Source organism: Candidatus Zymogenaceae bacterium (assembly GCA_016931225.1).
Lineage (GTDB): Bacteria > Desulfobacterota > Zymogenia > Zymogenales > Zymogenaceae > JAFGFE01.
Genome location: JAFGFE010000019.1, coordinates 39,608 through 54,449 on the forward strand (window position 1 = coordinate 39,608; position 14,842 = coordinate 54,449).

The window sequence follows — 14,842 nt, forward strand, 5'->3', positions numbered from 1 at the left end:
TCCCCTTTTCGCCGAAATTATGGTATTATAAGACATCATAGTTCACTTTCAGAGAGCACCGAGGAATCATGGACGACACAACATATTCCATCCTGCTCATCGAGGACAATAGACTGCAGGTCGATATCATCTGTCGGATCCTCCAGGAAGCTCCCGGCCGTCACTTGAACCTCCACGTCGCCGAAAGCCTCCAGGAGGGACTGAACCTGATTTCTCACGAGCCGATCAGTGCCGTGCTGTTGGATTTGAACCTCCCTGACAGCGAGGGCGTTGAAACCCTCCTGGCGGTCATGGAGGCTTCACCGGAGCTCCCGGTGGTCGTTTTAACCTCCATGGACGATGAAGAAACGGCGGTCGAGGCGGTAAAACACGGAGCCCAGGACTATCTATACAAAGGGAAAACCGATCGGGACCTGTTGATCCGCTCCATACGATACGCCATAGAACGAAAACAGGCTCATGAGCGAGTCAAAGCCAGCGAACAGAAATACCGAATGCTGGTGGAGAACATCAATGATATTGTTTTCAACCTGGACAGGGAAAATCGCTTTTCCTATGTCAGCCCGATCGTCGAAACACTCCTCGGCATCGCCCCGGAGGAACTCGTTGGGAAGCCGTTCGTGGACCTCGTGGAGCCCGAAGAACGACATACCGTACAGGCCGCTCTCGACGAGGCACCCATCGGATTTCCCGATACCCTGAGGTTTCAGGTTCACACGCGAAACGGTCCGATAAAATACATGCGTGCATCGGGACGGCCCATGAGCACCCCGAAAAACGAAACTGCGGGCTTCACCGGTATACTGGTGGATATCACGGAAAGGGTTCAGACACTGAATGCGCTCAACCGGGCAAAGGAGGAGTTGGAGGAGCGGGTGGCGGAGCGGACGGTGGACCTGGCCCGGGAGCGGGAGCAGCTCCTCTCCATTTTTTCCAGCATCAATGAAATCATCTATGTGTCCGACCCGAACACATACGAAATTCTCTATGTCAATCCCGCCGCGGAGGCCCAATTCGGAGCCTCCCTGATCGGGGATATCTGTTATGAACGACTGATGGGACACACCGATCCGTGTGAATTCTGCACCAACGACGTCATCCTGAAACACCGATATGAGACGTATCAATGGGAGTTACACAATCCGGTGCTGAACCGGGATTTCATGATATCCGACCGCATCATACAGTGGCCCGACGGCAGGGACGTCCGCTTCTCGCTTGACATTGATATCACCGATCGCATCGAGGCGGTGCGACGCATAGCGGAATCGGAACGAAAATGGCGGGAGGTTTTCGAGAACTCCCGGGATGTCATCCTTATCTCGGCGGCAAACGGCCGCGTGGTCGACATCAATCCGGCGGGTCTGGAGCTCTTCGGCCTCGAAGAACACGAGGCGATTGAAACCGTCGTGAACGATTTCTTTGAACATCCCAAAGACAGCCTCCGATTTCAGCGGAAGATGGAGCAGGACGGATTCGTCAACGGTTTCGAGGTCACGCTGAAAAGGAGGGACGGCACCACACTGGACGCCCTGATAACGGCCACCGTCATGACCGATCCAAACGGTGATGTGGTCGGCTATCAGGGAATCATCAAGGACTACACAAAGAGAAAGCGCTTTGTGGATATTACTCTGGACAGCGTGGCGGACGGGGTATTTGTTATAGATACGGAACACATTGTCACGTTCTGCAACGCCGCCGCTCAAAAGCTCTTCGGCAAACCGCGGCACGACATCATCGGCGCCTCGATCGACCACATACTGCCCGCCCTGGACGAGAGGTTCTACCGCATTCTCACAAACGCCCTGAAATCGGGAAGAGAGGTGGGAAACCAGGAGTTGATCATCACGCTGCGAGACGGAAAGAAACTTCCGATTTCCCTCGGGATATCCCCGCTGCGCGACGAGGAAACAGGGGCGCTGTGGGCGGTGGTAACCCTCAGAGACATTCAAACCATCAGCGAACTGAAAAAGGAAATCTCCGGCCGATACACGTTCGAAGACATCGTCAGCAAAAACCGGGAAATCAGGGAGATTTTCGATATCATGCCCCACCTGGCAGAAACCGACACCACGGTGCTCATCGAGGGCAAAAGCGGCACCGGCAAGGAACTCTTCGCCCGGGCAATCCACAATCTCTCCCGCCGCAGGGAGGGGCCGTTTGTGGCGGTCAATTGCGCGGCACTGCCGGAAAACCTGCTGGAATCAGAGATGTTCGGACACGTCAAGGGCGCCTTTACCGACGCGATACGGGACAAACCGGGCCGCTTCACCCGAGCCCAGGGAGGAACGATCCTCCTGGATGAGATTGCGGAGCTTCCCCTGACGCTTCAGGGGAAACTGCTTCGGGTGCTCCAGGAGCGGGAATACGAACCGCTGGGATCCGTCACTCCGATGCGGGCGGATGTGCGTATTATTGCGTCCACAAACAAGGACCTCGTTCATGAGGTGGAAAACGGGCATTTTCGGGAAGACCTCTTCTATCGACTCAACGTCGTCAATATCGTTATTCCACCGCTCAAGGACCGCCGCGAGGACATTCCCCTCCTCGTGGAACACTTCATCGATAAGATTTCCCGAAAGCTCGGCGCGGACCATCTGAACGTGTCGGAAGATTTCATGAACTTCCTGATGAACTATGATTTCCCGGGCAACGTCCGGGAGTTGGAAAATATCATAGAACACGCCTACGTGCTGTGCCGCGGCCCGTCCATCACGATCGATTACCTGCCCCGGGAGCTGAAAAGCAGGGTGATCGGAACCATCGGCGACGGCCGGTCCCTGCGGGAGGAGCAGGAAGATGCGGAGAGAAGGCATATCGAGCAGACACTGATTCAATTCGGCGGCAACAAGACACGAGCCGCCAAGGCATTGAACATGAACCGATCAACCCTGTGGCGAAAGATGAAGCGCTATCAGATGCTTGAAGACGGTCAATAACGAAAAGAAGAGTGTTTCTCTTCGCTTTCGTCGATCCATTATCGACTTTTTTCTGTGGGCAATGAACACCATCGACCGATGTATTGTTGCAAAAGTGTTGCATTTTCTTTCGAAAAGCAACAAATCTGATGCGTTGCTGCAACAATATTTAAACACATCATAACCTCGAAGCATAATCATCACAATAGAAATAACGTCCTCCACACGACTTCCCTTCTTACCTACCCACGGAAGCTCATATTACATCATTCTGTTGTTTCGATTAGCGTAACATATTGAAATATATGGGAAATTAATATAATGTCTTCCTGTTTCCCCATCACCGTCCCCCGAAGACCCGAGTGAGCATGTGATTACCTCTGATTATTCACTCCTTCCATTTTTCTTTCTTGGCATGAAATGTGCATAATTACTATACTATGAATACTGATGACCTATAAAAAACGGATTGATACAGTATGCGTGTGTATATTCGACTATTATTGTGGTATTTTTCTTGTAAATATAGCATAATTTATTTAAAATTAAGATAATTTATATCTATTCTATAAAAACATCGGCCAGCTTATTTCATCCGGGAGAAACATAATGTACGAGAGCTATTGGGGTCTCTTGGAATCTCCGTTCGAAAACGTGCCGGACCCGCAGTTTCTCTACAAATCAGCCCAGCACAAGGAGGCGTTGTATCGTCTGTTATACGGCATCTCACGACGCAAGGGATGTGTGATGCTGACGGGCGAAGTCGGGTGCGGAAAGACGACTCTGTCCCGCAGCCTCATTTCACGGCTTCCCAAGGATAATTACGAGGTCGCCTTGATCGAAAATCCAAAGATATCTCCAACACTGCTCCTGGGCGAAATCATCTATCAATTGACCGGGGAAAACATTAAAAACCGGAAGGTGGATCTGTTGCATCACTTCAACAGGGTGTTGCTCCAAAACATGGAAGAGGAAAAAGACTCCGTCATCATCATCGACGAGGCCCAGCTCATCACCGATCGGCAGTCCTTCGAGGAACTGCGACTGCTGTTGAACTTCCAGTTGAACAACCGGTTTCTCCTGACCCTCATACTGCTGGGCCAGCCGGAACTGAACGACACGCTGAAAAGCATACCCCAGTTCGAACAGCGCATTGCCCTGAAATATCACCTGTCGAGCCTCGAGTACGAAGAAACGGTCAAGTACATCGAGTTTCGACTGAGAAAGGCGGGACTTTCCCGAACCGTCTTCACCTCGGGAGCCCTCGAGCTCATCTATGAATATTCCGAGGGGATACCCCGGAAGATCAACAACCTCTGTGACATGGCCCTCCTCATGGGTTGGAGCATGAAAAGCGAATATGTAAGCGAACATATAGTCAATAATATCCTTAACGAGAAAAGACAGTGGTAAAAATATCCGATATCATTCGAGACGAAGATGAACTTCTCTCGAAAAAGAAAAAATCGAAAGACACGGCACAAAAACCCTCCGATACATCGAAAGGCATGGAATTCAGTACAATGATGAACGAAACCGACATGAGCAGCACGAAAAACGGGGAATCTCGGAACAGGCCGTTTCACAGCGACTCGGAGAACGAGCAGGCGGAAGATATCCTGTCCCGACTGCACACCTCGCTCACCGACATGTACAATCAGGTTCGAAACGGAGATGCCCCCGATTTTTCGTTGATGGAATCGCTGACAGCGGAATTCATCTCGTCCATGGATACCTTCGAAAATTACTACATGCTCCGCGCATATGCCGATTACGACTACACGGACCTCGCTCAAAGCGCCATATGGACCACGCTTTTCACCACAAAAATCGCCACACGGATGGGCATCCCCGAACCCCAAAAAACCAACTGCGCCCTCTGCGGCCTGTTTCACGATATCGGACTCATGCTGATCCCCGATGAAATCGTGCAAAAGACCACGCCGCTATCAAAGAGCGAGCGAGACCTGTTGCGCTCCCATCCGAAGCTGGCCTACGACCTGGTCAACTCCGCTGATAGTCACTATACCTACCTTGCGGAGACAATCTACCAGGAACACGAATTCATCGACGGCACCGGGTACCCCCAGGGACTGACCGGCAAGCAGATCGGTCTCTATGCAAAAATCATCATGGTCGCCGACACCTACGACGCCCTTACCCACACCCGCGCGTATCATGACCGAAAGATCCCGCTGATAGCCATCAAGGAGATCATCGACACCAGAGCGAAAAAATACGATACCCGGGTGCTCAAGGCCTTCCTGGAGGAAATAACCCTCTTCCCGGTGGGATGCTACGTGAAGCTGAACAATCATGAGACGGGCCGGGTCATCGGGAGCATGGGCGGATCTCATTTTCGCCACGTGGTGGAAATCCTCTTCGATAGCAACGGCGATCCCCTCGGGATACCGCGAACCCTGGACCTGATGAAGTCGCCGCTCCTGTATATCGTCGAAGGGATCGACGAGCGAACCCTGGACATCGAACAAGGATAAACGTCCCATGAAACAGAACCACCTGGCATACTGTGTTTTGATCATCCTGTTCCTTCTGGGCACAGGATGCGCAACGGCGCCCACCATTCCCGCATACACCCTTGCTTCGACGCCAAAGGACACACACAACTATCAGCCGACTATCAAACCGGGAGACGAGATCACCATTACCATCTGGGAGCCGGACGAGCCCACCGAACTTGAGCTCATCGTTGATCGGAACGGCGCCATAGATGTGCTGTTTTTGGAAGACATCCCGGTTCTGGGCCTGACGGAAAGAGAGATGGACGATCTCTTGACCGGGATCCTCTCCGAATATTACGTTGATCCCATCGTGATGATCAGCATTCGGGAAATGGTGTATGTTATGGGGCAGGTAAACAAACCGGGGGCCTATGATTTTGAGAACGGCGTCACCCTGGCGTCGATACTGGCCTCCGCCGGAGGAGTTACACGGGATGCAAAACTCAAGCAGGTGCTGGTCATACGTGATTACTACGTCACCCCCAATATTATCATGTCCAACATGTCGGGTTTTCTGAAAAAGGGCTCCCTGAATGAAAATGTCATTCTCAAAAGCGGTGATGTCGTATATGTCCCCGCAACACATATTTCAGATATCGCGTATGTCGCCGATCAGATTGTAACGATACTCAAATCGGCGTTCTATCCCGCAGAGGCCATCGGCCTCACCATCATTCCGTAACAACCAGAGGATCTCCACAATATGGCGCAGTACGAAATACAGATCAAGGACCTCGTCAGGATTTTCAAAAAGAGAAAGGGAATTATCATCTTCTCCGCGGTGTCGCTGACGCTGATCAGCGCCCTGTTCGCCCAGATTAAATCGCCGACGTCGTTCTATGAGGCCACATCCAAGGTTAAGTATGATAAAAGCCAAACCCTCGCGGGTATGCTCGACTCCGTTTTTTACTGGTCTCCCTATGACAATATCACCTCCCAGACGAAAATCATCACCAGCTTCTCCGTGCTGGAAAAGGCGGCAAAAAAGGCGGGGTTGATCGATCCCGAGATAACCTCGGACGAGATTCTCGTTTCAAAAGAATTGATGAGCGTCATCTCCATGTTTGAGGCCCGGATAACCGCCGAGCCGGAGGAGAATACGAACATCATCAACATCACGGTCAAAGCGACCGATCCCGAAGAGGCGGCGGCCCTGGCCAATGCTCTGGCGCAGAGCTATCGGGACTACAACATCGAAGAGACAAACAAACGCACCATCGACACGAAACTGTTTATAGAAAATCAACTTGAGCTGGTGTCGGAGCGGCTTGAGCAGGCGGAAGACAACCTGAAAGAATATCAGAAAGAGCGTGAAATCATCTCGCTGAACAGCCAGGCCATAACCGATCTGGACGTCCTGTCGGACCTCGAGTTTGAATACGACACCCTCAAACGAGAGAACGAGACTCTGAAGTTTTTCAAGGACAATCTGACCGAGGCCGGCGGCAATACCGATTTCTCGGTACACGAATTGGATATCCACAGTAACCTCTACGTCCTGAACAGGGAGATGCAGGATCTGATCGTTGAAAGGGACAAGTACCTGGCCACATATACGTCCCGTCATCCGGTCATCGTTGAACTCACCCGGGAAATCGATGAAATACGGAGACTCATGATCGACGATATCAATTCCCGTATTTCCGTAAACAACAGCAGGATGGAAGCCCTGAAAACGGATATCGACTATTATCGAGACCGCGCCTCCGATTATCCCGATGAAAACCTGACCCTCGAGCGACTCCAGCGGGAGGTGGAACTCCAGAGTGATCTCTATGCGGAGCTCAATTCCCGATACCAGGAGATTCTCATCCAGGAATCGGGAAAAATCGAGGAGGTATCGATCGTCGCTCCCGCCCTCCCGCCGGACAAGCCCATCAATCCCCCCAACACCGGGTCGTCTTTGTTTGTCGGCCTGATTCTCGGTATCATGCTGGGGGCGTTTTTCGCGGTGGTCATGGAAAACTTGGATACCTCCATCGGCACCATTGAAGACGTGGAAAGCTACCTGGAGCTTCCGGTGCTGGGTGTCATTCCGTATATTTCCATGGACAAAGAGTCCGCATCGCCGTCGGATGCCAAGGGAGGGGATGACGAGAAGGAGAAATACCCGATTGTGCTGAACCTTCCTCCGAAGCTCCCGGCGGTGGAGGCCTACAGATCGCTGAGAACCAACATCCTGTTCGCCAATCAGGAAAAGAACGTCAAGACCATTATGATAACCAGTTCGTCTCTGCAGGAGGGGAAAAGCATCAACTGCATCAACACCGCGATCACACTGGCCCTGGGCGGTTACAAGACACTGCTGGTGGAGGCGGACCTCCGCCGGGGCGTCGTGGGCAAGATTTTCGGCGTAGACAAGTCTCCGGGATTGTCTGATGTGATCCTCGGTACGCAGCCGTGGCGTGACGTGAAAAGAGACTTCAATGATATTATCCTGGGCGGCAGTTTCGACATGAATCTTCTCATCAAGTCCCCGGAGCTCGCTCAGCTTCATTTCATCACCTCCGGCGTCTTTCCCGCCAATCCCGCAGAGCTCATCAACTCACAGCAGATGGCCCACTTCCTCGAAGAAGTGAAAACCGAATATGATTTCATCATCATCGACAGTACGCCGGTGATGCCTGTCACCGATGCGGTGCTTTTAAGCCAGAAGGCCGACAGTGTCATACTGCTGTATGAGGTGGGTAAAATCGCCCGGGGCGTCTTGAAGCGTTCCAAGTCCCATCTGGAAAACGTCAAGGCGAACATCATGGGCGTCGTTTTGAACGGCGTGAGACCGGAATACGGGCCGGACTACTACGAATATCATTACCAGTACTATTACTCTGAGCAGGAGATGCCCCAGCCGCAGTCGGAGTGGGAAAAAATCAAGGATCTCTGGGACCGTCGGAGAGAAATCATCACAAAGGAAAACCTCTCCCATCTCATCGGCTCCATAAAAGAGAAGGCGTCCCGTCTCTTTTCCAGGCGACACGATAAATAGCACCTTCAGGAATCAGTGCATCCGAGAAACAATCCATGAGAGCAACCTTTCCGGAAGCAACGACCGCACGGACCGTATCGCTTCTCATTTTGGGAGCGATGGTCATCCTCATCGTCCTTCTGGCCGCGGCGATATCCGGCGGCATGGGCATCAAGACGATAGTCCTGCTCGTGGGCGTCATGGCGGCGGGCATCTGTTTTTTCAACACGGAGATGGCCCTCTATCTCATCCTGTTCGCAATGCTTTTTTCGCCGGAGTTTTCCCTGGGAGGGTCCCTCGCCGAAGGACGGTCCCTCGTCATTCGCGTGGAAGACATCCTCATTTTCATCGTCTTCATGTCTTGGCTGGTGAAAACGGCGATATATAAGGGCATCGGCCTGTTCGCCACAACCCCGCTCAACCAGGGGATCCGGCTCTACATCTTCGCCGCCTTTATCTCCACCCTGCTGGGAGCGATTAGGGGAAATTTGCACCTGCTGTCGGGACTCCTCTACGTCTTCAAATACATCGAGTTCTTCCTGGTCTATTTCATATTCACAAACAACATCACAGAAAAGGACCAGGTTGTGCGGTTTCTCATCGCGGCGATGCTCGTTGCGGTGTTCACAGGTCTGTACGCCTCGGTACAGATCCCCTTCGGCATCAGGGTGAGCGCTCCCTTCGAGGGGGAAGCCGGAGAACCCAACACCCTGGGGGGGTATCTGATCCTGATCATCTCGGTGTGCGGCGGCCTGTGGCATCACCTGAAAAACCCCGCACTTCGAAGGCTTCTGGTGGGGATCATCGCGTTTCTCCTCATCCCGTTTCTCTTCACCATGTCGCGATCCTCCTGGGTTGCGGCGGTGCCCATGTTCGTTGTGTTCTACATCCTGACCGACAAACGGGCCCTGTTGACGATTCTCCTGTTGTTGTCCGTCGTTGCGGCCCCGTTCATACTGCCGGACGCGGTAAAGGACCGCATCACCCAGACGTTCACTCCAGAGACCGGCTTCGAAAATACCGTGACCATCGGGGAAACGGGGCTCGATCCGTCCACGTCGATGCGAATCGACTCCTTCAAATATTCCTTGAACAAGTGGAAGCAGCGCCCGCTGATGGGATGGGGAATCACCGGCGTGGGCATCATCGACAGCACCTATTTCAGGCTGCTTGCCGAAATGGGTCTTGTGGGCGTCGCCGCGTTTGGATTTTTGATGTACGTCATCTTTCGATATCTCTACCGCACCTACTCCAAGAGCGAAGACCCGTTGATTCGGGGGCTTGCCATGGGACTCATTGCGGGAACCGCGGCTCTTTTGGGACACTCCGTGGGCGCCGCATCCTTTATCATTGTCCGCATCATGGAGCCGTACTGGTTCTTCCTGGGGGCGCTGTTCGTCCTGGAGCGGAATGAACACGCCCTCCGAGACGTTTCCGTCCCATCGACCTCCCCGGCGCCGGAAGTGACGGAAACCCCGGGGAGCGGTCCCGGATCGTAAGGCGGATCGACACACACGATGAAGATCGCATACCTCGTAAATACATTTCCCATCCATCCCGCGGTGACGGACCAGATGCTGTCACTGACGGGACGCGGTCATGACATTACGGTCTTCTCCATCTTCCCCCTCTCCCGACCCTTGGAGGAGTGTGATCCCGTCCTCGTCCGGGGCCTCGTCGTTGCGGCGCATATCCGCATTATTCGGACCTTCCTCCTCGGCCTGGTGACGACCCCTCGCTTTCTTCTTCGGCTGATAAAAAAAGGACGCAGATATATCGGCATCAAGGGGTCGATACGGGCGTTTTACCTGGCCGGGATCATCCAAAAAAAGGAGATCGACAGAATTCACTGCGAATTCGTCTCGGTCAACTCGCTGTACGCCCTGATCCTCTCCCGGGAGCTCAGCATACCGGCGTCGCACACGATCCACGGATCGGACCTGTTTCTGAAACCGATCGCACACCTTCGGGACATCATCGACGAGGCCCGTCCGTTTATCACCATATCCGAATACAACAGGACCTACCTGGAACAACGTTACGGGCCCATCTCTCGCCGGGTCGAAGTGGTCAGGTGCGGGGTGGACCCCGACCGGCTCGTCCCGAACGAAAATCTTCGGGGCGGCATCCCCCTTCGCATCGTGGCCGTCTCCTGGTTTCGGCCGGTCAAGTCCCTTGACACCCTGGCCCGGTCTCTGGTGATCCTCAAGAACCGGGGTGTCCCGTTTCGCGCGATCATCATCGGAGGGGGAAGCGAGGGGAAAGACGCCGTCCAGAGCATCATCGACGAGGGGGGCATATCTCAAAACACGGAGCTGACCGGTGCCGTAAGCCGCGACGAGGTGCTCGCTTATCTCGCCCGATCCGACATCTTCGCCCTGCCCAGCATTTCCGAGGGCGTTCCGGTGGCGATGATGGAGGCGATGGCGATGGAGCTGCCGGTGGTGGCGACGAATATCATGGGGCTTTCGGAAATCGTCGACGACGGGGTGAGCGGATTCCTGGTCCCGAAGCAGGAACCGGACGCGATGGCGGACAAGCTGGAACTCCTCCTGCGGGACGATCAACTGCGCCTCTCCATGGGACGTGAAGGGAGGCGACTCATCATCGACGGGTACAACATACACAAAAACGTCGTTCGCATCGAATCGCTGTTTTCCGACGCCGGAAATCGGCATCGAAATTAATAACATCAATCCGGACGGGTGCGTCTTTTCGTCATGACAAAGCGGGTTCTCATAATCGCGTACAACTTCCCGCCCATGGGCGGCGGCGGTGTGCAGCGTACAGCGAAATTCGTCAAATACCTCCCCCGCTTCGGGTGGGAGCCGATCGTCCTGACGGCGGCGGACCCATACTACTGGGCGGTCGACACCTCCCTCAGCTCCGACGTTCCGGGGGGCACCGAGATCGAGAGAATTCCCGCGCGCGGACATATTCCCGTCGCTTCGCTGCTTCCAAGGATCATCGGATCGAAACGCGCACGGACGGTCACGCGCATCCTGTTCTTCCCGGACGAAAAAATCTCCTGGGCCAAAAAAGCCGCCCGACGGGGAGGTCGATTCATCAGAAAGCACCCCATAGACGCGGTCTTCTCCACGTCGCCTTCGCCGTCCGCGCACCTTGCGGCAGAGAGAATCGCCCGGCGAAACAATATCCCCTGGATCGCCGATTTCCGCGACCTCTGGTCGGGGGATTACCGCAACAACGCCGATCCCGCATGGATAAAAAAGAGGCGCCTGAAGGCCGAGGGGCGCATCCTTTGGGCCGCCGATCACGTCGTATGCGCCACCGAGGGCTTTCGTGAGACCTTCATCGAGAGACACCGTCTTGACCCCGCCAGAATAACCGCCGTACACAACGGATTCGATCCCGACGACTTTCCCGCACCCATCCAGAGGTCCGGCGCATCGGGCGACGGCGCCTCCATCGTCATGATTCACTCGGGATCGCTCTACGGGGAGGGGCTGCCCGAGCGATTCCTCTCAGGTCTTGGGCGCATGCTCTCGCGGGATCCGATCCGATCGGGGCGCTTCGTCCTTCGATTCATCGGAGTGATGGACGACGCCATTGCCCGACGGATCGATTCCATCCTGGGGGCGGCCGCACGCATCGACGGCTACCTCGATCACGCCGACGCTGTAGAGGCGGTGCGCAGGGCGGACATCGCACTCTTGGCCGTTCCCCACCGGGAGAACGCGTCACTGGTGGTCCACGGCAAGCTCTTCGAGTACCTGGCGTCCGGCACTCCCATCCTGGCGGCGATTCCCGAGGGCGAGGCCGCCTGCATCGTCAGGGAGACAGGCACCGGCGCCGTCATGACCGAGGACGACCCGGATGCCGTCGCGGACATGCTCCCCGATGTGATAGACTCGCTTGCGGACGGTCGGAACGTTCACCCCGATATGAACAAGATCGAAAAATACAATAGGATTCACCTGACGGGAAAACTGGCCCGCATACTGAACGATATGACGGAATCCGGCCATGCATGAAACCGAGAACATCACCGTGGCGTATATCCTGGAATCGATCAGTCCGGGCTGGCTGTCCTACGAGATCGACGCCCTGAGAGACTCGGGATGCAGAATTGAAATATACCCGACGAATCCGGCCCGCTACCAAGAGTTTCGGGGACTCGAATTTCCGGCCCGTGCATCCACCGCCCGTGATATAACAAATCTCGCCTCCCTCGCAATCCGAAAACCGATGGAGACGCCACGACGGCTGGCGGCTCTCAGGCGGCGCGTCGGGTGGCGCATCGCCGCCTCCACCTTGTCCCTTGCCCGCCGCATCGAACGAACCACACCATTCCGCCCCGGTCTGTTACACGCGCACTTCGCGTCGGGCCCGGCCCTGTCTGCCCTGACCGCATCACATAACACCACGATCCCCTTCGGATTCACCGCCCACGCTTACGATATCTTCAAGGAACCGATAGACTGGGACCTGATGAGGGAAAAGTGCCGGGCGGCGGCCTTCGTCCGGTGCATCTCGGCGTTCAATAAAGCACACCTGATGCAAAAGACCGGCGTGTCGGAGGATCGATTCATCGTCATCCCGTGCGGCGTGGACACCGAGCGGTTCCATCCAAACGAAGGGGAACAAAACAAACCACACGGAAAAAGGACCATCCTGACCGCCGGGGGGCTGGTGGCCCCCAAGGGCATCCCCCGTCTCCTGGAGGCGATGAGTGATGTGCGCCTCAGAAACATGGGATGTCGGCTGGTGATCGCCGGAGACGGCCCCGAAAAAGAAAGGCTGAAACAACTGGCGGCGAAGCTGGATATAGACGCCGAATTTCTCGGCGGTGTCGCCAACGAATCGATGCCCCGGCTCTACCGTGAGGCGGACCTGTTCGTCATCCCCTGTGTCACAGCGGCTGACGGCCATCACGACGGCATCCCGGTGGCGCTGATGGAGGCGATGGCGTCGGGGATTCCGGTCGTCTCCAGCGATATTTCCGGGATACCGGAGCTGATCGAAGACGACGTCAGCGGACTGTTGACGCCGGAGGATGCGATCAAGCCGCTGGTTGAGGCGATATTCCGGGTGCTGACGGACGAGGACCTTTCCGTTCGACTCGCCCGGGCCGGCCGCGAACGGGTGCGCGACCGATTCGATATCCGGGATATCGCCCGGAGGCTCGAAGGCCTCTTCCTGACACACGCCGAAAGGGACGGCCGATGAATACCGCAGCGCTCACAAAAAAGAATCACACAGGCGGTATCTTTTACACCTGCTATGAAGACCTGCGGGCCGAGGCGGCATGGACGGTGCACATCCGGGAGGTGGTCGATGAGTGGATAAAAAAGGGAGAGGACGTGACGCTCTTCATCCCGAAGACATACCCCTTCACCCGCCCCCCCCGGTGCCGGATCGTCTGTGTCCCGACCATAGACATCCGCTTCATCCGGGAGTATCTGTATCTCTTCCTCCTCCCTTTGTACGTGTTGGGTCACGGGATCAAAAGAAGACCACGGGCGGTCTATTCCCGGGAAATGGCCCTCATGTCCGGCGTCGCCCTGGCGTGCGCCCTCCTCGGCATACCGCTCATCATGGAAATCAACGGCTCAATGCTGCTGGAACACGCCATGGGGGGGACGTCCCGGGTGAAAATTATCATACTGCGGGCACTGCAACATTTCAACCTCCGTGTCGTCAAACATCTCGTCTTCGTGAACGCTGAGCTCGTGGATATGTTTCAAAAGACCTATCGGCTGAAAGACAAATCCATTCACGTCGTCACAAACGGCGTCAATACGGAGCTTTTTTCCCCGAAAGACCGAACGACGGCGATCGAAGGGCTGGGACTGAATCCACACACGCAATACATCACCTTCGTGGGCTCATTTTACCCCCATTCCCACACCCCCCTGATCATCCACGCCGCATCCCTGGTCATACAAAGCCATCCAAACGCGGTATTCCTCATGGTGGGAGACGGCGAAGAGAGAAAACTGTGCGAAACGATCGCCGCCTCGCTGTCCATACAGGACCGGGTGGTCTTTTGCGGCATGAGACCCCACGGAGACATCCCCGCCTTCATCAACGCATCCTCCATTCTCGTATACTTGATCGCGGGGTACTCATCCGGGGCAAGCCTGAAAATGCTGGAGTATCTCTCGTCCGGGGGCGTCGTGGTGAGCAACTGCAGTGATATACACGGCAAGGCACTGGTAGATGGAACACATTACTACCGTATTGCAGACGTGTCGCTGGATTCCCTTGCGGAGGCGATTAAAACGTTACTTGTGGATACGGAATCGGCCGAAACGATACGAAGGAACGCCCGGGAATTCATCCTCCGGCATTTCAGCTGGGAAAAAACCGCCGGCCGCCTGATCGACATCATCGATACGACGAACGGCCGAAAACGGAATGGTTCATAACAACACGAAGGACGTTACACTGTTCGCGCCCCCTTTTTTCTC

The 14,842-nt window shown here is 55.0% G+C and carries 10 protein-coding genes; all 10 read left to right on the forward strand.

Annotation, left to right across the window (positions count from 1 at the left end; translation table 11 throughout):
- The first annotated feature begins 68 nt into the window (after positions 1–68).
- The 10 genes from JW885_08520 (at position 69) to JW885_08565 (ending at position 14,800) form a co-directional block, all read left to right on the forward strand.
- Positions 69–2,942: a sigma 54-interacting transcriptional regulator gene (locus JW885_08520; GenBank protein ID MBN1882200.1), complete on the forward strand. Its 2,874-nt coding sequence runs from the start codon at positions 69–71 to the stop codon at positions 2,940–2,942.
- Positions 2,943–3,530: 588 nt separating this feature from the next.
- Positions 3,531–4,334: an AAA family ATPase gene (locus JW885_08525; GenBank protein ID MBN1882201.1), complete on the forward strand. Its 804-nt coding sequence runs from the start codon at positions 3,531–3,533 to the stop codon at positions 4,332–4,334.
- A complete protein-coding gene (locus JW885_08530; protein ID MBN1882202.1) occupies positions 4,328–5,419 on the forward strand; it encodes an HD domain-containing protein in 1,092 nt (363 codons plus the stop codon). Before JW885_08525 ends, JW885_08530 begins: the two co-directional genes overlap by 7 nt.
- A 7-nt stretch (positions 5,420–5,426) precedes the next feature.
- Entirely contained in the window at positions 5,427–6,125 is a 699-nt protein-coding gene (locus JW885_08535; protein ID MBN1882203.1) for a polysaccharide export protein, read from the forward strand.
- A gap of 21 nt (positions 6,126–6,146) precedes the next feature.
- The gene (locus tag JW885_08540) at positions 6,147–8,429 is read left to right on the forward strand and encodes a polysaccharide biosynthesis tyrosine autokinase (protein MBN1882204.1); all 2,283 of its coding nucleotides are present in this window, start codon (positions 6,147–6,149) and stop codon (positions 8,427–8,429) included.
- Between the two features lie 35 nt (positions 8,430–8,464).
- Positions 8,465–9,907, forward strand: coding sequence for an O-antigen ligase family protein (locus JW885_08545; protein ID MBN1882205.1), 1,443 nt, complete (start codon positions 8,465–8,467; stop codon positions 9,905–9,907).
- 18 nt (positions 9,908–9,925) lie between these two features.
- Entirely contained in the window at positions 9,926–11,095 is a 1,170-nt protein-coding gene (locus JW885_08550; protein ID MBN1882206.1) for a glycosyltransferase family 4 protein, read from the forward strand.
- 33 nt (positions 11,096–11,128) lie between these two features.
- Positions 11,129–12,403, forward strand: a complete 1,275-nt coding sequence (locus tag JW885_08555) for a glycosyltransferase family 4 protein (protein ID MBN1882207.1) — start codon at positions 11,129–11,131, stop codon at positions 12,401–12,403.
- The gene (locus JW885_08560) at positions 12,396–13,598 is read left to right on the forward strand and encodes a glycosyltransferase family 4 protein (protein ID MBN1882208.1); all 1,203 of its coding nucleotides are present in this window, start codon (positions 12,396–12,398) and stop codon (positions 13,596–13,598) included. Before JW885_08555 ends, JW885_08560 begins: the two co-directional genes overlap by 8 nt.
- Complete coding sequence (locus JW885_08565) at positions 13,595–14,800, forward strand: glycosyltransferase family 4 protein (GenBank protein MBN1882209.1); 1,206 nt, start codon at positions 13,595–13,597, stop codon at positions 14,798–14,800. Before JW885_08560 ends, JW885_08565 begins: the two co-directional genes overlap by 4 nt.
- Positions 14,801–14,842: the final 42 nt, after the last annotated feature.

Coding starts and splice junctions, on each gene's coding strand:
- JW885_08520 (MBN1882200.1), top strand. CDS start 69: ATGGACGACACAACATATTCCATCCTGCTCATCGAGGACAATAGACTG.
- JW885_08525 (MBN1882201.1), top strand. CDS start 3,531: ATGTACGAGAGCTATTGGGGTCTCTTGGAATCTCCGTTCGAAAACGTG.
- JW885_08535 (MBN1882203.1), top strand. CDS start 5,427: ATGAAACAGAACCACCTGGCATACTGTGTTTTGATCATCCTGTTCCTT.
- JW885_08540 (MBN1882204.1), top strand. CDS start 6,147: ATGGCGCAGTACGAAATACAGATCAAGGACCTCGTCAGGATTTTCAAA.
- JW885_08545 (MBN1882205.1), top strand. CDS start 8,465: ATGAGAGCAACCTTTCCGGAAGCAACGACCGCACGGACCGTATCGCTT.
- JW885_08550 (MBN1882206.1), top strand. CDS start 9,926: ATGAAGATCGCATACCTCGTAAATACATTTCCCATCCATCCCGCGGTG.
- JW885_08555 (MBN1882207.1), top strand. CDS start 11,129: ATGACAAAGCGGGTTCTCATAATCGCGTACAACTTCCCGCCCATGGGC.
- JW885_08560 (MBN1882208.1), top strand. CDS start 12,396: ATGCATGAAACCGAGAACATCACCGTGGCGTATATCCTGGAATCGATC.
- JW885_08565 (MBN1882209.1), top strand. CDS start 13,595: ATGAATACCGCAGCGCTCACAAAAAAGAATCACACAGGCGGTATCTTT.